This is a genomic window from Pseudomonas sp. PA-1-3F (assembly GCF_021609665.1).
Lineage (GTDB): Bacteria > Pseudomonadota > Gammaproteobacteria > Pseudomonadales > Pseudomonadaceae > Aquipseudomonas > Aquipseudomonas paracarnis.
This window is the reverse complement of record NZ_WJZD01000036.1, coordinates 1-20,494: the sequence shown is the minus strand read 5'-3', so window position 1 is coordinate 20,494 and position 20,494 is coordinate 1. Positions and strand designations below refer to the sequence as shown.

At 59.0% G+C, this 20,494-nt stretch carries 22 protein-coding genes; 11 read left to right on the top strand and 11 right to left on the bottom strand.

The features are described 5' to 3' along the window. Positions 1-37 precede the first annotated feature (37 nt). From rpe to trpE, 3 genes are all read left to right on the top strand, one after another. Positions 38-712 carry a ribulose-phosphate 3-epimerase gene (gene rpe / locus GIV26_RS22370; RefSeq protein ID WP_003194703.1) on the top strand — a complete coding sequence of 225 codons (675 nt, stop codon included), beginning with the start codon at positions 38-40 and terminating at the stop codon, positions 710-712. Then, on the top strand, positions 709-1,527 hold the full coding sequence (locus GIV26_RS22365; protein ID WP_034128815.1) for a phosphoglycolate phosphatase: 819 nt from the start codon (positions 709-711) through the stop codon (positions 1,525-1,527). The genes rpe and GIV26_RS22365 overlap by 4 nt, the downstream gene beginning before the upstream one ends. A 69-nt stretch (positions 1,528-1,596) precedes the next feature. Beyond that, positions 1,597-3,078 (top strand): anthranilate synthase component I, encoded by a 1,482-nt coding sequence (gene trpE, locus GIV26_RS22360; RefSeq protein ID WP_200649390.1) that lies wholly within the window; start codon positions 1,597-1,599, stop codon positions 3,076-3,078. A gap of 122 nt (positions 3,079-3,200) precedes the next feature. On the opposite strand, the gene estP is transcribed toward trpE, so the two are convergent. After that, the gene (estP, locus tag GIV26_RS22355) at positions 3,201-5,123 is read right to left on the bottom strand and encodes an esterase EstP (protein WP_236282263.1); all 1,923 of its coding nucleotides are present in this window, start codon (positions 5,121-5,123) and stop codon (positions 3,201-3,203) included. Between the two features lie 411 nt (positions 5,124-5,534). Here estP and GIV26_RS22350 point away from each other — a divergent pair, with 411 nt between their 5' ends. The 4 genes from GIV26_RS22350 to GIV26_RS22335 are packed head-to-tail and all read left to right on the top strand — an operon-like array spanning position 5,535 to position 8,766. Continuing rightward, positions 5,535-6,128, top strand: a complete 594-nt coding sequence (locus GIV26_RS22350) for an aminodeoxychorismate/anthranilate synthase component II (protein ID WP_236282261.1) — start codon at positions 5,535-5,537, stop codon at positions 6,126-6,128. A gap of 9 nt (positions 6,129-6,137) precedes the next feature. Then, positions 6,138-7,187, top strand: a complete 1,050-nt coding sequence (trpD, locus tag GIV26_RS22345) for an anthranilate phosphoribosyltransferase (RefSeq protein WP_003194694.1) — start codon at positions 6,138-6,140, stop codon at positions 7,185-7,187. After that, positions 7,184-8,020, top strand: a complete 837-nt coding sequence (trpC, locus tag GIV26_RS22340; RefSeq protein WP_034128811.1) for an indole-3-glycerol phosphate synthase TrpC — start codon at positions 7,184-7,186, stop codon at positions 8,018-8,020. Before trpD ends, trpC begins: the two co-directional genes overlap by 4 nt. 50 nt (positions 8,021-8,070) lie before the next feature. Then, positions 8,071-8,766, top strand: a complete 696-nt coding sequence (locus GIV26_RS22335) for a lipoate--protein ligase family protein (RefSeq protein ID WP_127881585.1) — start codon at positions 8,071-8,073, stop codon at positions 8,764-8,766. On the opposite strand, the gene crp is transcribed toward GIV26_RS22335, so the two are convergent. Beyond that, positions 8,763-9,407, bottom strand: coding sequence for a cAMP-activated global transcriptional regulator CRP (gene crp, locus GIV26_RS22330; RefSeq protein WP_054920677.1), 645 nt, complete (start codon positions 9,405-9,407; stop codon positions 8,763-8,765). The genes GIV26_RS22335 and crp overlap by 4 nt on opposite strands. Positions 9,408-9,654: 247 nt before the next feature. Between crp and GIV26_RS22325 the strand changes: the two genes are divergently transcribed. Continuing rightward, positions 9,655-10,077 carry an OsmC family protein gene (locus tag GIV26_RS22325; RefSeq protein WP_003194686.1) on the top strand — a complete coding sequence of 141 codons (423 nt, stop codon included), beginning with the start codon at positions 9,655-9,657 and terminating at the stop codon, positions 10,075-10,077. 46 nt (positions 10,078-10,123) lie between these two features. Here the strand turns inward: GIV26_RS22325 and coq7 are convergent, their stop codons facing one another. The 6 genes from coq7 to hemJ form a co-directional block, all read right to left on the bottom strand. Further along, positions 10,124-10,771, bottom strand: a complete 648-nt coding sequence (coq7, locus tag GIV26_RS22320; protein ID WP_003194684.1) for a 2-polyprenyl-3-methyl-6-methoxy-1,4-benzoquinone monooxygenase — start codon at positions 10,769-10,771, stop codon at positions 10,124-10,126. A gap of 85 nt (positions 10,772-10,856) precedes the next feature. Then, the gene (locus GIV26_RS22315) at positions 10,857-11,195 is read right to left on the bottom strand and encodes a histidine triad nucleotide-binding protein (RefSeq protein WP_003194682.1); all 339 of its coding nucleotides are present in this window, start codon (positions 11,193-11,195) and stop codon (positions 10,857-10,859) included. 45 nt (positions 11,196-11,240) lie between these two features. Beyond that, positions 11,241-12,029: an SDR family NAD(P)-dependent oxidoreductase gene (locus tag GIV26_RS22310; protein WP_003194680.1), complete on the bottom strand. Its 789-nt coding sequence runs from the start codon at positions 12,027-12,029 to the stop codon at positions 11,241-11,243. Positions 12,030-12,090: 61 nt separating this feature from the next. Beyond that, complete coding sequence (locus tag GIV26_RS22305; protein WP_054896807.1) at positions 12,091-13,047, bottom strand: DUF805 domain-containing protein; 957 nt, start codon at positions 13,045-13,047, stop codon at positions 12,091-12,093. 68 nt (positions 13,048-13,115) lie between these two features. Then, positions 13,116-14,078: an NAD(P)H-dependent flavin oxidoreductase gene (locus GIV26_RS22300; RefSeq protein WP_236282259.1), complete on the bottom strand. Its 963-nt coding sequence runs from the start codon at positions 14,076-14,078 to the stop codon at positions 13,116-13,118. 24 nt (positions 14,079-14,102) lie between these two features. Continuing rightward, positions 14,103-14,531 (bottom strand): protoporphyrinogen oxidase HemJ, encoded by a 429-nt coding sequence (gene hemJ / locus GIV26_RS22295; RefSeq protein ID WP_003194674.1) that lies wholly within the window; start codon positions 14,529-14,531, stop codon positions 14,103-14,105. A 134-nt stretch (positions 14,532-14,665) separates the two neighbouring features. Between hemJ and argC the strand changes: the two genes are divergently transcribed. Beyond that, entirely contained in the window at positions 14,666-15,700 is a 1,035-nt protein-coding gene (gene argC / locus GIV26_RS22290) for an N-acetyl-gamma-glutamyl-phosphate reductase (protein WP_096144476.1), read from the top strand. Between the two features lie 165 nt (positions 15,701-15,865). Further along, entirely contained in the window at positions 15,866-16,216 is a 351-nt protein-coding gene (erpA, locus tag GIV26_RS22285; protein ID WP_003176443.1) for an iron-sulfur cluster insertion protein ErpA, read from the top strand. Positions 16,217-16,280: 64 nt separating this feature from the next. Here the strand turns inward: erpA and GIV26_RS22280 are convergent, their stop codons facing one another. After that, positions 16,281-17,372 (bottom strand): anhydro-N-acetylmuramic acid kinase, encoded by a 1,092-nt coding sequence (locus GIV26_RS22280; RefSeq protein WP_236282257.1) that lies wholly within the window; start codon positions 17,370-17,372, stop codon positions 16,281-16,283. Between the two features lie 3 nt (positions 17,373-17,375). After that, a complete protein-coding gene (locus GIV26_RS22275; RefSeq protein ID WP_236282255.1) occupies positions 17,376-18,788 on the bottom strand; it encodes a peptidoglycan DD-metalloendopeptidase family protein in 1,413 nt (470 codons plus the stop codon). 209 nt (positions 18,789-18,997) lie between these two features. Between GIV26_RS22275 and tyrS the strand changes: the two genes are divergently transcribed. Beyond that, positions 18,998-20,203, top strand: coding sequence for a tyrosine--tRNA ligase (tyrS, locus tag GIV26_RS22270; protein WP_054896812.1), 1,206 nt, complete (start codon positions 18,998-19,000; stop codon positions 20,201-20,203). Positions 20,204-20,233: 30 nt separating this feature from the next. Here tyrS and GIV26_RS22265 read toward each other — a convergent pair. Next, positions 20,234-20,494: hypothetical protein (locus GIV26_RS22265; protein ID WP_236282253.1), on the bottom strand; the 261-nt coding region annotated here is incomplete at its 5' end.

Here is a 20,494-nt window from a genome sequence, read left to right as displayed (position 1 = left end):
TGCGCGCCATCGTGATTTAGCTCAAAAAAGGTGCGTCATGCAGCCCTTCGTCATTGCTCCATCGATTCTCTCTGCCGACTTCGCCCGCCTGGGTGAGGAAGTGGACAAGGTGTTGGCCGCCGGTGCCGACTTCGTGCACTTCGATGTCATGGACAACCACTACGTACCCAACCTGACCATCGGCCCGATGGTGTGCGCCGCGTTGCGCAAGTACGGCATCACTGCGCCGATTGATGCGCACTTGATGGTCAGCCCGGTGGACCGTATCGTCGGTGACTTCATCGAGGCGGGTGCGACTTACATCACCTTCCACCCGGAAGCTACGTTGCACGTTGACCGCACTTTGCAACTGATCCGCGAAGGCGGCTGCAAGGCGGGTTTGGTATTCAACCCGGCTACTCCGCTGAGCGTGCTTGAGTACGTGATGGACAAGGTCGACATGGTCTTGCTGATGAGCGTCAACCCAGGCTTCGGCGGGCAGAAGTTCATCCCTGGCACCTTGAACAAGCTGCGTGAGGCTCGTGCGCTGATTGATGCGTCGGGGCGTGACATTCGCCTGGAGATCGACGGCGGGGTCAACGTCAACAATATTCGTGAGATCGCCGCAGCGGGTGCCGATACCTTCGTGGCTGGCTCGGCGATCTTCAACGCCCCAGACTACCAGGCTGTCATCGACAAGATGCGTGCCGAACTGGCGCTGGCGCGTCCATGAGCGGTTTTGAGCAGTTGTTCCCCGGCAAATTGCCACGGCTGGTGATGTTCGATCTGGACGGTACCTTGATCGACTCGGTGCCTGACCTGGCGGCCGCGGTGGACCAGATGCTGCTCAAGCTGGGGCGCAAGCCGGCAGGTGTCGAGTCGGTGCGCGAATGGGTCGGCAATGGCGCACCGATGTTGGTGCGCCGGGCCCTGGCCAACGACATCGATGCCACGGGTGTGGATGAGGTAGAGGCAGAGCATGCCTTGGAACTGTTCAATGCCGCTTATGAAAGCAGCCACGAACTGACCGTGGTTTACCCCGGTGTGCGCGACACCCTCAAGTGGTTGAGCAAGCAGGGCGTGGAAATGGCCCTGATCACCAACAAGCCGGAGCGCTTCGTTGCGCCGTTGTTGGACCAGATGAAAATCGGTCGCTACTTCCGCTGGATCATCGGCGGCGATACCTTGCCGCAGAAAAAACCCGACCCTGCGGCGCTGTTTTTCGTAATGAAAATGGCCAATATTCCGGCATCTCAGTCGCTGTTTGTCGGCGATTCACGCAGTGATGTGCTGGCGGCCAAGGCGGCGGGCGTGCAGTGTGTGGCCTTGAGTTATGGTTACAACCATGGCCGGCCGATTGCGGAGGAGTCGCCAGCGTTGGTCATTGATGACCTGCGACTGCTAATCCCCGGTTGCCTGGGCGCTGGCGCTGAGATAACGTTGCCCGACATTGATTCGTCCCCTTCTGGAAATTCCATCGTGGTGGTCACTCGCAAACTCTGGATGAAAGTCATCAAGGCCCTGGCCCGCTGGCGTTGGCGCGCCTGACTGATCCTGGCCGCGTTTGCGGCACGTTTGCCTACCTGACTGTTTGACCCTCACACCACGAGGCACCTCATGACCCGCGAAGAATTCCTGCGTTTGGCCGCTGCCGGCTATAACCGTATCCCCATGGCTTGCGAAACCCTGGCCGACTTCGATACGCCGCTGTCGATCTACTTGAAGCTGGCCGACGAGCCCAACTCCTACCTGCTCGAGTCGGTACAGGGCGGTGAGAAGTGGGGTCGTTACTCGATCATTGGCCTGCCATGCCGCACGGTGCTGCGGGTACACGACCATCATGTGAGCATCACCCATGATGGCGTGGAGATCGAAAGCCATGACGTAGAAGATCCGCTGGCTTTTGTCGAAACCTTCAAGGCGCGCTACAACGTGCCGACCATCGCTGGCCTGCCGCGCTTCAATGGCGGCCTGGTGGGGTACTTCGGCTATGACTGCGTGCGCTATGTGGAGAAGCGCTTGGGCAAATGCCCGAACCCGGACCCGCTGGGCGTGCCGGACATTTTGCTGATGGTGTCCGACGCGGTGGTGGTGTTCGACAACCTCGCCGGCAAGATGCATGCGATTGTCCTTGCCGACCCTGCCCAGGCTGATGCCTTCGAGCAAGGCCAGGCCAACCTGGAAGCGCTGCTTGAGAAACTCCGCCAGCCGATCACCCCGCGTCGCGGCCTGGACCTCAGCCGCCCACCCGCGGCCGACCCGGTGTTCCGCTCAAGCTTTACCCAGGATGACTACGAGCGTGCCGTCGATACCATCAAGGAATACATCCTCGCCGGTGACTGCATGCAAGTGGTGCCATCGCAACGCATGTCCATCGACTTCAAGGCGGCGCCGATTGACCTGTACCGCGCACTGCGTTGCTTCAACCCGACGCCGTATATGTACTTCTTCAATTTTGGCGACTTCCACGTCGTGGGCAGTTCGCCGGAAGTGCTGGTGCGGGTTGAAGACAACCTGATCACCGTGCGCCCGATTGCCGGCACGCGCCCCCGTGGCGCGACCGAAGAAGCCGACGTGGCGCTGGAAGAAGACCTGCTCAGCGACGACAAGGAAATCGCCGAACACCTGATGCTGATCGACCTGGGGCGCAACGACACCGGGCGTGTCTCGGAAATCGGCTCGGTGAAACTGACCGAGAAGATGGTCATTGAGCGGTATTCCAATGTGATGCATATCGTGTCCAACGTCACCGGCGAGCTGAAGGCCGGGCTGACGGCGATGGACGCACTGCGGGCGATTTTGCCGGCGGGCACATTGTCGGGGGCGCCGAAGATCCGTGCGATGGAAATCATCGACGAACTGGAGCCGGTCAAGCGTGGTGTCTACGGCGGCGCCGTCGGGTATTTTGCCTGGAACGGCAATATGGACACCGCCATTGCGATCCGCACGGCCGTGATCAAGGATGGCGAACTGCATGTGCAGGCTGGTGGTGGGATTGTGGCGGACTCGGTGCCGGCCCTTGAGTGGGAAGAAACCCTGAACAAGCGCCGAGCGATGTTCCGTGCCGTGGCATTGGCAGAGCAAGCTCCACGAGACTGAAGCTGGAATAAAAAATGTGGGAGCGGGCTTGCTCGCGATGGCGGTGTGTCACTTGAGATATTCAGTGACTGATCCACCGCCATCGCAGGCAAGCCAGCTCCCACATTTGTTTTGCGCAGTATTTAGAAATCCAGACTGACCCCTACGTTGATGCCTTGCTGGGTCAAATTGTCATCCTTCCTCAGGTTATACGCCGCGCGCAGTGCCAGGTCCTGAGTCAGCTTGTGGCTGACACCCAGGCTCAAGCGGTCAGAATTACTGCGAGGCGTATACCCGTCCAGCTTGAAGTCGATTCCCTGGACGCTGTTGAGCGAAATGTTCACCTTCTGGGTGTCATTTTCAAACTCATGCTCGTGTGCCACTTCGCCAAAAACCTGGGTTTGCGGCGTGATGCGGTAGCTGCCTTGCAGGCCGACGCCCAGGCGCTTGGAGTCGCGTTGTTGATCATCAAAGGTCAGGGCCGTGGAGCGGCTGTTTTTCTCCGAGTAACCATTGACTTCAACCCGCGCGTAATCGGCGCTGATGAACGGCGACAGGTGCCAGTCGCTGCCCGGTGTGGCGATGTCATACCCCACGCGGCCGCTCAGTGCCCAGAGCCAGCCATCGGTATCACCTTTCTCCGAGCCTTCACTGACACCCAGGGCGAACTTGCGCTTGAGGCTGTCGAAGTCCAGCTTGCCGCCGGTCAATGCGGCATCGGCCCACCAGTGATTTTGCTGATACTGAGCGAAAGCCGTGCCCATATAGCTGTTGAGCTTGTAGTCCGAATCATTGGCACCGGCTTCGAGGGTCTGCCGATACAGGCCAGCGGCAACGCCCACGCGCCAGTTTTCATCGAGCCGGTAGCTGCCACCGATATTCAGGTTGTAGCCGCTGCCGTCGCCACTGGCCGAGCTGCTCTGATCATCGAAATCCAGGCGTTGGCCGCCGCCGGCCACTATGGCGCGCCATTGGCCGACGGCTTGCCAACTGCCGTTGTCTGCTTGCCATTGGTTACGCAGCTCGTCCTGGTGGGCGCGCAATGTGCCTTGGGCCATTTCCGGCAGCAAGGTCAGTTCCCACGGCGCGGCGAGTAGCGAATAGGCGTAGTCGGCAATCAAGCGTTGCCCGGCCACAGTAGGGTGGACCGAGTCGTTGTAGATCAGCTTGGTCGGGTCCGGATTGGTACCGCCGATGCCGTAGGTTGGGTTGGCGGTGCAACTGTTGCCGCTGAAGCAGGTGCCGGTCAGGTTCTGGCCGGTGGCGAGGCCGAAGCGGGCCGGATCGGCGAAAGCCTCGTTCAACAACAGCGGGATGTTCAGCGGGATAACCTGCGCATCCACTTGTGACAGGCGCTGTACCAGGGACTGGTTGAAAATATTGCTCAGGGCCGAGGTCGCTGCTTGCTGTGGGGTGCCGTTGATGGCCGGCGTCAGCCCCAGGTCGGGTAGCATCCAGACCATGATGTAGCGTGCGCCGGCCTGTTGCAGAGCCTGGGCGCTGTCCGCCAGACGCCCACCTGCGGCGACCGCTTGAGCGGGGCTGAGTACCCGGCCTTGGAGGAAGTCGTTGCCCCCACCGGAAAGGAAGTAGAGCGCGTTCGGGTCAGCTCTCCCACCATTGGCCGGCAAATAGCCCTGCCGGCTGCGCAACACGGTGCCACCACCGGCATTGCCGGGGGGAATCGCAGCATCGGAGACTGAGGTAATAGAGTCGAGGATATTGTCGGTACGGTAACCACCCACTGCCCAGTTGTTCCCGTCTGGCAAACCTTGGGCTGCGCGAACGGGTGAGGTGGAGGCATTCAGGTCATTGGGGGCTACCCCCAATTTGGCACCCAATAGGGTTGAGGAGACCAGGCCGTACTCACCCTGGAAGTTCGCCCCGGTTCGATTGGTAAAGCGCAACGTGGCACCGGCCGAACCGTCGGGAAACTGGCCTGCATCAGCCAGGCTGTCGCCGAAAACCACCATGGTTGAATAAGGTGACGGGGCTGCGAACGCCTGGGCGCAGGCCAATGACAGGAGGCAGCCGGCAAGGGGAGCGAAAAACGCTGGTCTGAGCATGCAAGATTCCATTCGGTTGTTTTTATGTAGGAAGTGAAACACTAGCAAAATTTCTAGCATTTTCTGTAGGGATATGTGGAATCTGCCTACGTTGGCCCCCGTATTTGCGGCTCCATATTGCACCGCTGGCGAGCCTACGTTACTGTGCCTGAACGTATGAATGAGACCCTCCCCGTGTTGATCATCAGCAAACTCTTGATGCGAGTAGTCAAGGCACACGCCCGTTGGCGTTGGCGCGCCTGACATTTTTCTCTGCCGGCCTGGCCGGACCTGTACCGATTTGCCTTCTTCACCCGTTGTCTGACGCCCCTTGCCAACTCACCCTGGCAACCGGAACGTGCGTCTGGCAGCGGGTCACACTCTTGGAAGGCGGTCATTTGAAATCAGTGAATTCAAGAGGTTTGAACCCACATGTTGCTGATGATTGATAACTACGACTCCTTTACCTACAACGTTGTGCAGTACCTGGGCGAGCTGGGTTCCGAGGTCAAGGTGGTGCGCAACGATGAACTCACTGTTGCCGAAATCGCCGCGTTGAACCCCGAGCGCATCGTCGTCTCACCTGGCCCGTGCACGCCGACCGAAGCGGGCATCTCTCTGGAAGCTATCCAGTATTTCGCCGGCAAGCTGCCGATCCTGGGCGTCTGCCTGGGCCACCAGTCCATCGGCCAGGCGTTTGGCGGTGATGTGGTGCGCGCGCGGGAGGTCATGCACGGCAAGACCAGCCCGGTGTTCCATCGTGACCTGGGTGTGTTCCAGGGCCTGAACCTGCCGGTGACCGTGACCCGTTACCACTCACTGGTGGTCAAGCGTGAAACCTTGCCCGAATGCCTGGAACTGACCGCCTGGACCCAATTGGAAGACGGCTCGGTCGACGAGATCATGGGCTTGCGTCACAAGACGCTGAACATCGAAGGGGTGCAATTTCACCCTGAATCAATCCTGACCGAGCAGGGCTACGAGCTGTTCGCCAACTTTCTCAAGCAGAGCGGCGGCACGCGCTAAGGACTTTTCATGGATATCAAGACTGCCCTGAGCCGTATCGTCGGCCATCTGGACCTTAGCACCGCGGAAATGAGCGATGTGATGCGCGAGATCATGACCGGCCAATGCACCGATGCCCAGATCGGCGCCTTTATGATGGCGATGCGCATGAAGAGCGAAAGCATCGACGAAATAGTCGGTGCGGTGTCGGTGATGCGTGAGCTGGCGGACAAGGTCGAGCTCAAGACTCTCGACGGCGTCGTCGATGTGGTGGGCACCGGCGGTGACGGTGCGAATATTTTCAACGTGTCGACCGCCTCATCTTTTGTGGTGGCCGCCGCTGGTTGCACCGTCGCCAAGCACGGTAACCGTGCAGTGTCTGGCAAGAGCGGCAGTGCCGACTTGCTGGAAGCGGCCGGTATTTACCTGAACCTCACGCCGGTACAAGTAGCGCGCTGCATTGACAGCGTTGGTATCGGCTTCATGTTTGCCCAGTCCCATCATGGCGCGATGAAACACGCTGCCGGCCCGCGTAAGGACCTTGGCTTGCGTACCCTGTTCAACATGCTCGGCCCGCTTACGAATCCGGCCGGTGTGAAGCACCAGGTGGTGGGCGTGTTCAGCCAGGCGCTGTGCCGGCCGCTGGCCGAAGTCTTGCAACGCTTGGGCAGCAAGCATGTGCTGGTGGTGCATTCCAAGGATGGCCTCGACGAGTTCAGCCTGGCGGCGCCGACCTTCGTGGCGGAGCTCAAGAACGACGAGGTCACCGAATATTGGGTCGAGCCCGAAGACCTTGGTATGAAAAGCCAGAGCTTGCACGGCCTGGCGGTGGAAAGCCCGGCAGCTTCGTTGGAATTGATTCGTGATGCCCTGGGGCGTCGCAAGACCGAAAACGGTCAGAAAGCTGCGGAAATGATTGTGCTCAATGCTGGCGCAGCCCTTTACGCCGCCGACCATGCCTATAGTCTCAAGGAAGGTGTCGCCTTGGCCCACGATGCGCTGCACACCGGCCTGGCTCGTGAGAAGCTCGAAGAGCTGGGAGCATTCACCGCCGTATTCAAGATGGAGAATGAAGGATGAGTGTGCCAACTGTTCTGGAAAAGATCCTGGCCCGCAAGGCTGAAGAAGTGGCCGAGCGCCGCGCCCGGGTGAGCCTGGCCGAGTTGGAAGCGCAGGCGAAAAGCGCCGAGGCACCACGCGGCTTTGCCAATGCCTTGATCGCCCAGGCCAAGCTCAAGCAGCCGGCCGTGATCGCCGAGGTCAAGAAAGCCTCGCCGAGCAAAGGCGTGATTCGCGAACACTTCGTACCTGCTGAGATCGCCGTCAGTTACGAGAAGGGTGGGGCAACCTGCTTGTCTGTGCTGACGGATATTGACTACTTCCAGGGTTCCGACCCGTTCCTGCAACAGGCGCGCGCTGCGTGCAAGCTGCCGGTAATCCGCAAGGATTTCATGGTCGACCCGTACCAAATCGTCGAAGCTCGTGCCTTGGGTGCCGACTGCGTGTTGCTGATTGTCTCGGCATTGGATGACGTGAAGATGGCCGAGCTGGCGGCCGTGGCCAAAAGTGTCGGCCTGGACGTGTTGGTCGAAGTGCATGACGGCGACGAGCTGGAGCGCGCATTGAAGACCCTCGATACTCCGCTGGTGGGCGTCAACAACCGTAACCTGCATACCTTCGACGTCAGCCTGGAAACTACCCTCGACCTGCTGCCGCGTATTCCGCGCGATCGCTTGGTGATTACCGAGAGTGGCATCGTCAATCGCGCCGATGTGGAATTGATGGAAATCAGTGGTGTGTACTCGTTCCTGGTGGGCGAGACCTTTATGCGCGCCGAGAACCCGGGGGCGGAACTGCAGCGTTTGTTCTTCCCGGAGCGCGGTACGACGATCAGCGGTTCGACACTAGACTGATTTGAAATACGCTCCTACATTGGTTTTGTGTTTATTCAGGTAGGTGTTCGATGCTCCAGCCCGTGATCATGACTGTCGAAGCAGGCCTTGCCGCCGAGCAAGACCTATTGGCAGCGGTTTGCGCGGGTGAGCAGGTATTCGGATTGCTGTTCTGGCAGCCCAGTGACCAAGCGCTGGTCATGCCGCGCCGTTTGAGCCGGCTGCCGGCATTCGCGGTGGCGAGCCAGGTTTCGGCCGATGCGGGTTGGCCGGTATTGCTGCGTGAAACCGGCGGTGAGCCGGTGCCGCAGTCCGGCGCTACGGTCAACATCGCCCTGGTCTATGCCCCACCGCGTAGCGCAGGCGACCAGGGGCGCATCGAAACCGGCTATCAGCGCTTGTGCCAACCGATCTGTGATCTGTTGATCGAGTTGGGTGGCGATGCGTCCGTCGGCGAAATTGACGGTGCTTTTTGCGACGGTCGTTACAACGTCAACCTCAATGGCCGCAAAATGGTGGGCACTGCCCAGCGTTGGCGGCAAAGCGGTGGCCGCCCGGTCGGGTTGGTGCATGGGGCGATGTTGCTGGAGAATGATCGTGAGGAATTGATTGCGGCGGTCAACCGTTTCAATCAAGCCTGCGGCTTGGAGCAGCGGGTTCGCGCCGATAGCCATATCGCACTGCACGAAGCGTTTCCCGCGCCGGACGCGATCCGTCGGCTCGACACGTTGTACCGGCAGATGCTGGCTGGCTTCCTGCCGCTCTAGCGAGTACCGAATACCACCATCGTCTTGCCTTTGACGTGCACCAGGTTGCGTTCTTCCAAATCCTTGAGCACGCGGCCGACCATTTCCCGTGAACATCCGACAATACGTCCGATCTCCTGGCGCGTGACTTTGATCTGCATGCCGTCGGGATGGGTCATGGCATCGGGTTGCTTGCATAGCTCCAGCAGGCAGCGAGCGACGCGGCCGGTGACATCAAAGAACGCCAGGTCGCCGACTTTGCGGGTGGTGTCGCGCAGGCGCTGGGCGATCTGGCCGCTCAGGGCGTACAAGATGTCCGGATCATGCTGGGCCAATTCGCGAAATTTCGCATAGCTGATTTCGGCCACTTCGCACTCAACTTTGGCCCGTACCCAAGCACTACGTTCCTGCTCTTTGCCTGCTTGTTCAAACAAACCCAGCTCCCCGAAGAAGTCTCCGGCGTTGAGGTAGGCAATGATCATCTCACGGCCATCCTCATCCTCGATCAGGATGGTGACCGAGCCTTTGATGATGAAGAACAGTGTTTCTGAACGCTCGCCGGCGCAGATGATGTTGTGCTTGGCCGGATGACGCCGGCGCTGGCAGTGCAGCAGCAGCTTGTCGAGGTTCTTGATCTTGGATGTGGGAGTAAGAGCAACCATGGTTGTATCCCGAAAAAGACTGCGCGGTGTCGTTGGCGTTGTTTTTATCCAGCGGCATCTCATTGATACACGCCGTACAAGACATGGCAATGCGCCATTCATTTGGCGCCAGCTTACCAGACACCTTCTGTCGCGATTAGCCAATTTAGCGGGCAAACGCTGTCATTTATCGATTTTATGCAGGGCGCTGCTGTTTCAAGGCCCTGTGCTAAGCTGGCGACCCTTTTTTAGCAGTGGAGTCTGGGCGATGAAGGCACGCATCCAATGGGCGGGCGAAGCCATGTTCCTCGGTGAGTCGGGCAGCGGCCATGTGGTGGTCATGGATGGCCCGCCGGAAGCCGGCGGTCGGAACCTGGGTGTACGCCCCATGGAAATGTTGCTGCTGGGTGTGGGCGGTTGCAGCAATTTCGACGTGGTCAGCATCTTGAAGAAGTCCCGGCAAGCCGTGGAAAGCTGCGAAGCCTTCCTGGAGGCCGAGCGCGCCACTGAAGACCCCAAGGTTTTCACCAAGATTCATATGCATTTCGTGGTCAAGGGCCGGGCGCTGAAAGAAGCCCAGGTCAAGCGTGCCATCGAGCTGTCGGCCGAGAAGTACTGCTCAGCATCGATCATGCTGGGGGCCGCGGGCGTGGTCATTACCCACGACTACGAAATCATCGAGCTGGGTTGATTGCAGCAGGCAAAAGAAAGGGCGCTTCGAGCGCCCTTTTTTCGGTTCAGATTCGATAGGTGCTTTTGGTCATGACCTTGGCCAGCAGGCTCATGCCGAACCGTACCGGGGCCGGAAAGCGGAAGCCGCCCGCGTCCAGCGCGCTCTCTGCGTGGTGTTCTTCATCGATGCGCATCTGCTCAAGAATGGCCCGTGACTTTTCGTCTTCGGCCGGCAGTTGCTCCAGGTGTTCGTCCAGGTGCTTGCACACCTGATGTTCTGTCGCGGCCACAAACCCCAGACTGACTTTGTCGCTGATCAGCCCCGCAGCCGCGCCGATACCAAACGACAAGCCATAAAACAGTGGGTTGAGCACGCTGGGATGGCTGCCCAACTGGCGGATGCGTTGTTCGCACCAGGCCAGATGGTCGATCTCTTCCTCGGCCGCATGCTCCATCGCCGTGCGTACCTGTGGCAACTTGGCGGTCAGCGCCTGGCCTTGGTACAACGCCTGGGCACAGACTTCGCCGGTATGGTTGATGCGCATCAGGCCAGCGACGTGACGGGTATCGGTCTCGCTCAGCTGTACATCCGGCTGCACGATGGCGGGCGATGGACGGTAGGGCTGGCCGCTGAATGGCAGCAGGGTGCGCATGGCCATGTCGGCTTGCAGCAACAGACGGTCAATCGGCGAGTAGTGACGTTGGGTAGTCATGCTGACCTCCGGGAAGAATCTCGGCGGCCAGTTTACCGCAAGAGAGCGTCCAGCGTTTGTGCTGAGTCAATTTGCCCTTGTGCACTCAGCCCGGTGGCCAGTTCATCTGGCGCTGACCCAGCACGTGCATATGGATGTGGTAAACGGTTTGCCCGCCGTCTTCATTGCAATTCATCACCACACGAAAGCCTTTTTCGCAGCCTTGTTCCACGGCCAGGCGTTGGGCGGTGAACAGGATATGGCCGGCCAGCGCCTTATCGTCCTCGGTCAGGTCGTTGAGGGTACGAATGGGCTTTTTCGGGATAACCAGGAAATGTACTGGTGCCTGTGGCGCGATATCGTGAAAAGCCAGGACTTGGTCATCTTCATAGATGATCTTCGCCGGTATTTCCCTGTTGATGATCTTGGTGAACAGAGTATCCACAGCTGTATCTCCATCGTGAAAAGTGAGGTGAGTGTACGTAGGCCATCAGCGTGGGCAATAGGCCTTGTTGATGGCGCCGGCAATTTTGCGGGTGAGCCAGCGGGGGCTCAGGCGTGGGCTGAACGTCAGCCATCGATTGCGGCGCCCGGGAATGATAATGGCCTTGTTCTTTTCCAGCGCCCGCACGGTGTAGAGCGCGACTTCTTCCGGGCTCATCAGCTGCTGGCTGCGGTCGAGTTTCGCCGTATCCATCTGCGCGGTGCCGAAGAATGCGGTGCGCGTAGGGCCGGGGCACAGCACTGAAACCTTGATGCCGCAGGTCTTCAATTCCTCGCGCAACCCTTCGGAGAAGTGCAATACGTAGGCTTTGCTGGCGTAGTAGCTGCTCATCCACGGCCCAGGCTGGAAGGCGGCGACCGAAGCCACATTGAGGATTTGCCCGCCGCCATGCAGGGCCATGGCATTGCCCAGTGCGTGGCACATGCGGGTCAAGGCCAGGATATTGACTTCGATGAGGTCCTGCTCGGTCATCCAGTCCTGGGCCAGGAACGGCCCGCTGGTGCCGATGCCGGCGCAGTTGACCAGCAGGTCGATCTGCCGCTCACCCTCTTCGAGTTCCAGCAAAAAGCCGGACAAACGCAGCGGCTCGCCCAAATCACAGGCACGAAACAGCACCTCGACGCCGAAGCGTTGGGTCAACTCCAATGCAATGCTTTCCAACTGATCACGCTGACGGGCCACCAGAATCAAGCTACGGCCGCGCCGTGCCAAGGCCTCGGCCAATGCCAGGCCGATGCCACTGGAGGCGCCGGTGATCAGAGCGTAACGGGTCATGCCTTTCTCCATCGCAACGCCACCGGCCTATGACAGTGCGTCACAGGCGGCGGGCGTTTCTTCACTGTTCTGGAGAGTCTACAGGTTCGGCTGCATCGTCAGCACTTTGCGCTTCGGCTTCGTCAACGATAGCGCTTTGATCGGCGTCTGCATCGGAGGTAATGGAGCTGCTTTCGTAGCTGCTGTCCATGTTGGCTTCAAGCTGGTCCAGGTAGCCATTCATACCCAGGGTGACGACGATGATGAGCATCAAGGGAATGAACGCCAGCCACAGCGAGGCCAGGATTTTCACCGCAGTGGAGTTGCGTGGTGGTGGCGCGCCGTACTGGTTGGCGCCCGTATTGCCTGGCAATACCAGCAATAGGAGTGGGAATACGCTGTTTACCAGCGGAACCAGGTTGAGCAGGTACAGCCAGCCAGACCAGCCCAGGTCATGCAGGCGCTGCACGCCGATTTGCACGCTCACCACTACCAATGCCACAAACAGCGCGAAACCCAGCAGCGAGCCAATAATGATGGCGATGGTTGGCGAGGCTGTCGCCACCGCGAAGCCCACCGTACTGATGATGCCCGCTGCCACCAGCATCGCGACGGTCAGTGCCAGCGTCCAAGCCAGGTAGCGCAGGCGCCCGATGCGCCCGTGGATGGTGAATACCTTTAGGGTGGCGAACTCCGGCAGGTCGTCGCCAACTGCGGCGCGTGGCGGTGCATAAGGTGACGCAGCGGCGCGGTCAGAGGTTGACGAGTCCGTCTCGTGGGTTTCTGCAAGGTTGAACGCCACGGGTTGTTCGGCCTCGATGCGAGCGTCGATCCCGGCATTGTGCAGTGCCGTCAGGTAAGTTTGCGCGTCGGGCTGGGACAGGTCGCGCTTGAGCGCGACGGGGCGGCCGGTGAAGAGTTTTTCGATTGCTTCAACATCGCTTTTGAATAACTCGGCGAGGTTCAGCTTGGCGGTGGTGCTTTCGACACCTGGGCGCAAGGCTCCGTCAAACACAATCTTGAAACGGCTGTCGCTCATGCGGGCATCCTTGTCACTTAATCAGGGAGAGTATGCAGGCCTGTCCAGTTGGCAGGCCCGGCAGTGGGTCAGCGTGGCCAGCGCAGTTGCGCGGCGTGCTCGCGTGCTTTGCGGTATTCGGCATCCAGGCGCGCTATGAGCTCATCCACAGTGGGTACATCATTGATCTCACCGACGCCTTGGCCAGCAGACCATACAGTTTTCCACGCTTTGGCCTCATCGCTCAATGGCTTGAGCTTGGAACCGAAATTGACTTCACCCTTGCCTTGAAGCGCAGCAAGGTCAAAACCGGCATTTTCCAGGCTCTGGCGCATAAAGTTCGCAGGTACGCCGGAGACTGCAGGAGTGTGCACGATGTCGGCAGCGCGGGATGTGAGCAGCATCTCCTTATAGGCATCCGGTGCCTGACTTTCGGTGGTGCCGATAAAGCGCGTACCGAAATATGCCAGGTCTGCCCCCAGCATCTGGGCGGCAAGAATTTCGTGCCCATGGTTAAGGCAGCCCGCCAGCAGCAGGGTTTTGTCGAAGAACTGGCGAATTTCGGCAATCAGCGAAAAGGGGCTCCAGGTGCCAGCGTGGCCACCCGCGCCAGCGGCTACGGCAATCAGGCCGTCTACGCCGGCTTCAGCGGCTTTTTCCGCATGGCGTCGGGTAGTAACGTCATGAAATACCAGGCCGCCGTAGCTATGAACCGCGTCCACCAGTTCCTTTACCGCACCGAGGCTGGTGATGACGATGGGCACCTTGTGCTCGACACAGATCGCCAGGTCGGCCTCCAGCCGCGGGTTGCTGTTGTGCACGATCAGGTTCACGGCATAGGGCGCAGGATTGTCCAGCAGCGCCAAGCCCGCTTCGATTTCTTCCAGCCAGGCCTTGAAGCCGCTGCTTTCGCGTTGGTTGAGCGCCGGGAAACTCCCCACTACCCCGTTGCGACAGCAGGCCAGGACCAGTTGCGGATTGGAGATCAGAAACATCGGCGCGGCCACCACGGGCAGGCGCAGACGTTGTTCCAGCAGAGCGGGCAGCGACATTGGAGGTTCCCCGAGTAATTGACGTTAGAACGGTTTGACCACGACCAAAATTACGATAGCCAGCAATATCAGAACCGGGACCTCATTGAACCAGCGATAAAAGACATGGCTGCGGGTGTTTTCGCCACGGGCGAAGCGTTTTACCTGTGCGCCGCACATGTGGTGATAGCCGATCAGCAGGACGACCAGGGTCAGCTTGGCGTGGATCCAGGCCCCCGACTGGAAAATGCCTGGGTTGAGGGCCAGCATCCAGATGCCGAAGACCAGTGTGGCAACCATCGCCGGGCCCATGATGCCACGGTACAACTTGCGCTCCATGATGCTGAAGCGCTCCTTGCTGACGGTGTCTTCGCTTTGGGCGTGGTAGACGAACAGGCGCGGCAGGTAGAACAGCCCGGCAAACCAGCAAACGATGCTGACGATATGGAAGGCTTTGACCCATAGATAGAGCATTTTAGTTATTCCCAGGTTCACGGTAGCGAAGATAGTAGTGGCTCATGCGCCCGTACGTCACGTTGACGGTTGTCGCAGGACGATACGGCCCCTATTATCGACGGCTTTCCAGTGGGTTCGTTGAGGGCAGGTTTATGGTCAAGGTCGGTATCGTCGGCGGCACGGGTTACACCGGTGTCGAATTGCTGCGTCTGTTGGCTCAGCATCCGCAGGCTGAGGTGGTGGTCATCACTTCCCGATCCGAAGCCGGGCTGGCCGTGGCCGATATGTACCCGAACCTGCGAGGCCACTATGACGGTCTGGCGTTCAGTGTGCCGGACACCAAGACCCTGGCTGCCTGCGACGTGGTGTTCTTCGCCACGCCTCACGGTGTGGCTCATGCGTTGGCCGGCGAGCTGCTGGCGGCCGGCACCAAGGTTATCGACTTGTCGGCAGACTTCCGTCTGCAAGACGCCGATGAGTGGGCCAAATGGTACGGCCAGCCCCATGGTGCGCCGCAGCTGTTGGAAGAGGCGGTTTACGGCCTGCCGGAAGTCAATCGTGAGCAGATCAAGCAAGCGCGCCTGATTGCCGTGCCGGGTTGCTATCCGACGGCGACGCAATTGGGCTTTCTGCCATTGCTGGAGGCTGGCTTGGCGGATGCGTCGCGCCTGATCGCGGACTGCAAGTCGGGCGTCAGTGGTGCGGGCCGTGGTGCGGCGGTAGGTTCGCTTTACTCCGAAACGTCGGAAAGCATGAAAGCCTATGCGGTAAAAGGTCATAGGCACTTGCCGGAAATCCGCCAGGGTTTGCGTCGCGCTGCCGGCCAGGATGTGGGGCTGACCTTCGTGCCGCACCTGACACCGATGATCCGCGGGATTCACTCCACGCTGTATGCGACCGTCACCGATCGCTCGGTAGACCTGCAGTCGCTGTTTGAAAAGCGTTATGCCAATGAGCCGTTCGTCGATGTGATGCCGGCCGGTAGCCATCCGGAAACGCGCAGCGTGCGTGGTGCCAATGTGTGCCGTATTGCGGTGCATCGTCCGCAGGATGGCGACCTGGTGGTGGTGTTGTCGGTGATCGACAACCTGGTCAAGGGCGCTTCGGGCCAGGCGGTGCAGAACATGAACATCCTGTTCGGCCTGGACGAGAAGTTGGGCCTGTCCCACGCGGGGATGTTGCCTTAACGCGGGCTCACCGTTGCGCAAAAGACCCGTTGATCGGGCCTTTTGCATTTTTAATGGTCGCTGGGCGGATTGATATACCGTAACAATAGTTGACCGCTTTTCTAGGAGAAGCGGATAATACCGGCCATTACGCATATGGCGGCGCTACGCCGGGAGATTATCAGCATGAGCGTTGAATCCTTCACCCCCACGGCTTTGCAATTCACCCACGGTGCTGCGCACAAGGTGAAGAGCCTGGTCGATGAAGAGGGTAATGATCGCTTGAAGCTGCGCGTATTTGTTACGGGCGGCGGTTGTTCAGGGTTTCAGTACGGTTTTACCTTCGATGAAGATGTGGCCGATGACGACACTATCGTTGAGCGCGAGGGTGTGAGCCTGGTCGTGGATCCGATGAGCTTCCAATACCTGGCAGGTGCCGAGGTGGATTATCAGGAAGGTCTGGAAGGCTCGCGTTTCGTGATCAAGAACCCTAATGCCACCACGACATGTGGTTGCGGGTCTTCGTTCTCGATCTGATCGGTAGCAGATACAAAAACGCCGCTTGGCTTTTACGGGCCAAGCGGCGTTTTGCTGTCTGGGGTCAGGCGGGGTGGATCGCGCCAAGCACTCGAAGCCCGCGTGCGCCAGTGACGCTGGGGCGATTGGCGGCGATGCCTTCCAGGCAGCAATGTGCCAGCCAGGCGAAGGCCATTGCTTCTACCCAGTCAGGATCTACGCCGTAGGCCGCTGTAGTGCTGACATGAGTGGAAGGCAGCAACGTTGTCAGCCGGCTCATCAGTGCCCCGTTATGGGCGCCGCCCCCGCAGATCAGCAAGGTTGTTGTGTCAGTCTGGGCGCTTTGCAGGGACTCGACGATGGTCAGGGCGGTCAGCTCCAGCAGGGTGGCCTGTACGTCTTGGGGTTCAAAGGCGGGCAAACGGCCAAGGTGCTGCTGCAGCCAGGCCAGGTTGAACACTTCGCGGCCCGTACTTTTTGGGCCTTTGGTCATGAAAAACGGATCGCTGAGCAACGTATTGAGCAGTTGGGGTTGGACCTTGCCGCTGGCCGCCCATTGCCCGTTCCGATCAAAGTGTTCGCCGCGCTGCAGGTTAATCCAGGCATCGAGGAGGACGTTCCCCGGGCCGCAGTCGAAACCGGCGACAGGCTCGCCCGTCTCGATCAGGCTGAGGTTGCTGAACCCGCCGACATTCAATACCGCGCGATTGCCCGTCTGCTCGCCGAACAAGGCTTCATGAAAGGCTGGAACCAATGGAGCGCCTTGGCCGCCGGCAGCGACATCGCGGCTGCGGAAGTCGCTGACGACCGTGATGTCTGTCAGCTCGGTGAGAAGGGCAGGGTTGCCGATCTGAACGGTAAAGCCTCGGGCGGGTTCATGGCGAATCGTCTGGCCATGGCTGCCAATCGCCCGAATGTCCTGAGGCTTGAGGTTCTGTTGAGCCATCAAGGCGTGGATGCCTTGCGCAGCGAGCGTTACCCATTGTTGCTGTGCAATTGCCGAGCGGGCGATTTCATCCGGGCCACTGGCGCATAGGCTCAGCAGTTCTGTGCGCAAGGCGTCAGGCATCGGGATGTAATGGGTGGCGATCAGATTGACCGCCGCGCCTTGTTCGATAAGGGCGATATCCAGGCCGTCGAGGCTGGTCCCGGACATCACACCGATATAGAGCGGCATACCTTAACGCTTCGCCGAGGCCAGCATGGTGGAGCGCTCTTGATCCATGCGTGCCATCAGCGGCTGGCTCTGCTGCATGAAGCGCGCGCGTTCGGCCTTGGCAATCGGGTCAGCCATCGGCAGCTTCTGGCCCAATGGGTCGACGTGTACGCCGTTGACCTGGAACTCGTAGTGCAAGTGCGGGCCGGTGGAGAGGCCGGTAGTGCCGATGTAGCCGATCACTTGCCCCTGTTTCACGTTGCCGCCAGTCTTGACGCCCTTGGCAAAGCCTTGCATGTGGCCGTACAGCGTGCGGTAAGTGTTGCCGTGCTGGATGATCACCGTATTGCCGTAGCCACCCCGGCGCCCTGCCAACAAGACCTTGCCGTCGCCCGCCGCTTTGATTGGCGTGCCACGCGGCGCGGCATAGTCGACGCCCTTGTGTGCGCGAATTTTGTTCAGAATTGGATGCTTGCGGCCCATGGAGAAACGCGAGCTAATACGAGCAAAGTCAACGGGGGTACGGATGAAAGCCTTGCGCATGCTGTTGCCATCAGCTGTGTAGTAGCTGCTGTTGCCTTGTTTGTTGGTGTAGCGCACGGCGGTGTAGGTTTTGCCACGGTTGGTGAAGCGTGCAGACAGGATGTTACCAGTGCCCACGACTTTTCCGTTGGCTACTTTCTGCTCGTAGATCACGTCGAACTCATCGCCTTGACGGATGTCCTGGGCGAAGTCGATGTCGTAGCCAAAAACGCTGGCCATGTCCATGGTCATGCTGTGCGACAGGCCCGCACGCGCGGCCGATTGCGACAGGGAGCTGTTGATCACGCCATGTACGTAGGCGGAACGCATGACGGGTTTGGTAGTGATTCGGTTGAATGCGAAGCCTTTGGCGCCTTTGCTCAGGCTGATGCTTTCCAAGTCGCTGATACTGGTGTGCAGGTTGTTCAGCTGGCCGTCTGGCGTCAGCTCAAACTCGAGCTTTTGGCCACGTTTGAGCTGCGTGAATTGCTTGGCTTGCTTATCGTTGGCGAGCACTTCATTTACAGCGGCGGCAGGCAATCCAACCTTTTCGAACAGGGTAGATAGTGTGTCGCCTTTGCCCACGATGACTTCGCGGTGCTGGGGATTCTTGGCTGCGGCTGCCGCAGGTGCTTCCTGGGTGGCTTGTTGAGTGTCTTCTGGAGCGCTTTCGATCTGTGCGAAAGGTGATTCGGCCGGAGCATTTGTGGCTTGTTGAGCGTCGGAAGCGTCTTGATCTTGTGTCAGTTGTTCAACTGGGCTTTCCAGATCGAGGCTCAGGGATGTTCGTTTGGCTTCAACGTCACTGGAAGGGAATACCAGCAGTGCCAGGCTGAGAAGGGCGGCGATACCACTTGCGGCGAGCAGGTGGGTCTTCGGGTAAAGCGGCGGCGCTTTAGACGGTTCAGTGGTCATAAGTAATTTTGACTTTGAAGATGAAATGGAAAAGATGAATGACATGATGAAGATGAAATAACTGTATAAAATATAACCAAATCATCTGTGGCGCAAGCTCGCGAACGCTGGGCTTGCTGAACGGTGTCCGTGCGCAGGGCAAAACTTGTAATTAGTCCCTGATCTTGTATGGTTGGTTCCCTTTTGAATCTGAGCCTTGCGGGTCTGTTATGAAGTCGGTTGAAGAGCAGCTAGCGCTGATAAAACGTGGTGCGGAAGAACTGTTGGTCGAGGCCGAGCTGATCGAAAAGCTCAAGCGTGGCCAACCCCTGCGTATCAAGGCTGGCTTTGATCCGACTGCGCCGGATCTGCACCTGGGTCATACCGTGCTTATTAATAAGCTGCGTCAGTTTCAGGAGTTGGGCCATCAGGTCATCTTCCTTATAGGTGACTTCACTGGGATGATCGGTGATCCAAGCGGCAAGAGCGCTACGCGCCCGCCGCTGACTCGTGAGCAGGTGCTCGATAATGCCGAGACCTACAAGACCCAGGTATTCAAGATCCTTGATCCAGCCAAGACTGAGGTGGCGTTCAACTCCACTTGGATGGACAAAATGGGGCCGGCAGATTTCATTCGTCTGACGTCCCAGTACACCGTGGCACGCATGCTCGAGCGCGATGACTTCGACAAGCGCTACTCGACCAATCAGCCAATCGCCATCCATGAGTTCCTTTACCCGCTGGTTCAAGGGTACGACTCGGTGGCGCTGCGCGCGGACGTTGAGTTGGGTGGCACCGATCAGAAGTTCAACCTGCTGATGGGGCGTGAATTGCAACGCGCCTATGGTCAGGAGGCTCAGTGCATTCTGACCATGCCGCTGTTGGAAGGCTTGGATGGCGTCAAGAAGATGTCCAAGTCTCTGGGGAACTATGTCGGTATCCAGGAAGCACCAGGTGTGATGTACGGTAAGTTGGTGTCTATTCCGGATGCGCTGATGTGGCGCTACTTCGAGCTGTTGAGCTTCCGCTCGATGGACGAGATCAATGCGCTGCGTGCGGATGTCGAGGCGGGTGCTAATCCTCGCGATGTGAAGATTAAGCTGGCTGAAGAAATCGTTGCGCGTTTCCATGGTGAGGAGGCTGCGGCCAGCGCTCACCGCGCGGCAGGTAATCGCATGAAAGACGGCGAGCTGCCTGACGATCTGCCGGAGATTGAATTGACTGCTGCTGAGGCGATGCCGATTGCGGCTGTGCTTAATAAGGCTGGCCTGGTGAAGAATTCGGCGGTCGCGCGTGATCTCTTGGGTTCGGGCGGTGTACGTATAGATGGTGAGGTGGTTGATCGCACCTTTATATACGAGCTGGGCGCGACTCACGTTTGCCAGGCGGGGAAGAAGGCATTTGCGCGTATTACGCTCAAATCCGAACAAGTCTGAAAATAGGTGTTGACGGCGAATTATAACTGTCTATAATTCGCCCCACTTCCGGCGCAGTCGAAACGGAAAACTCCTTGGTAAACAATGAGTTACGCAGTTTTCGACAGCAAGTTTCTTCAGTTCATCGAAGCCAAAAGGAAGTTGAAAAAGAGGTGTTGACAGCGGCGTGTAACGCTGTAGAATTCGCCTCCCGCTTACGAGAGATCGCAAGCGCAAGTGGTTGAAGTTGTTGAAGAAATCTTCGAAAACTTCTGAAAATAACCACTTGACAGCAAATGAGGCTGCTGTAGA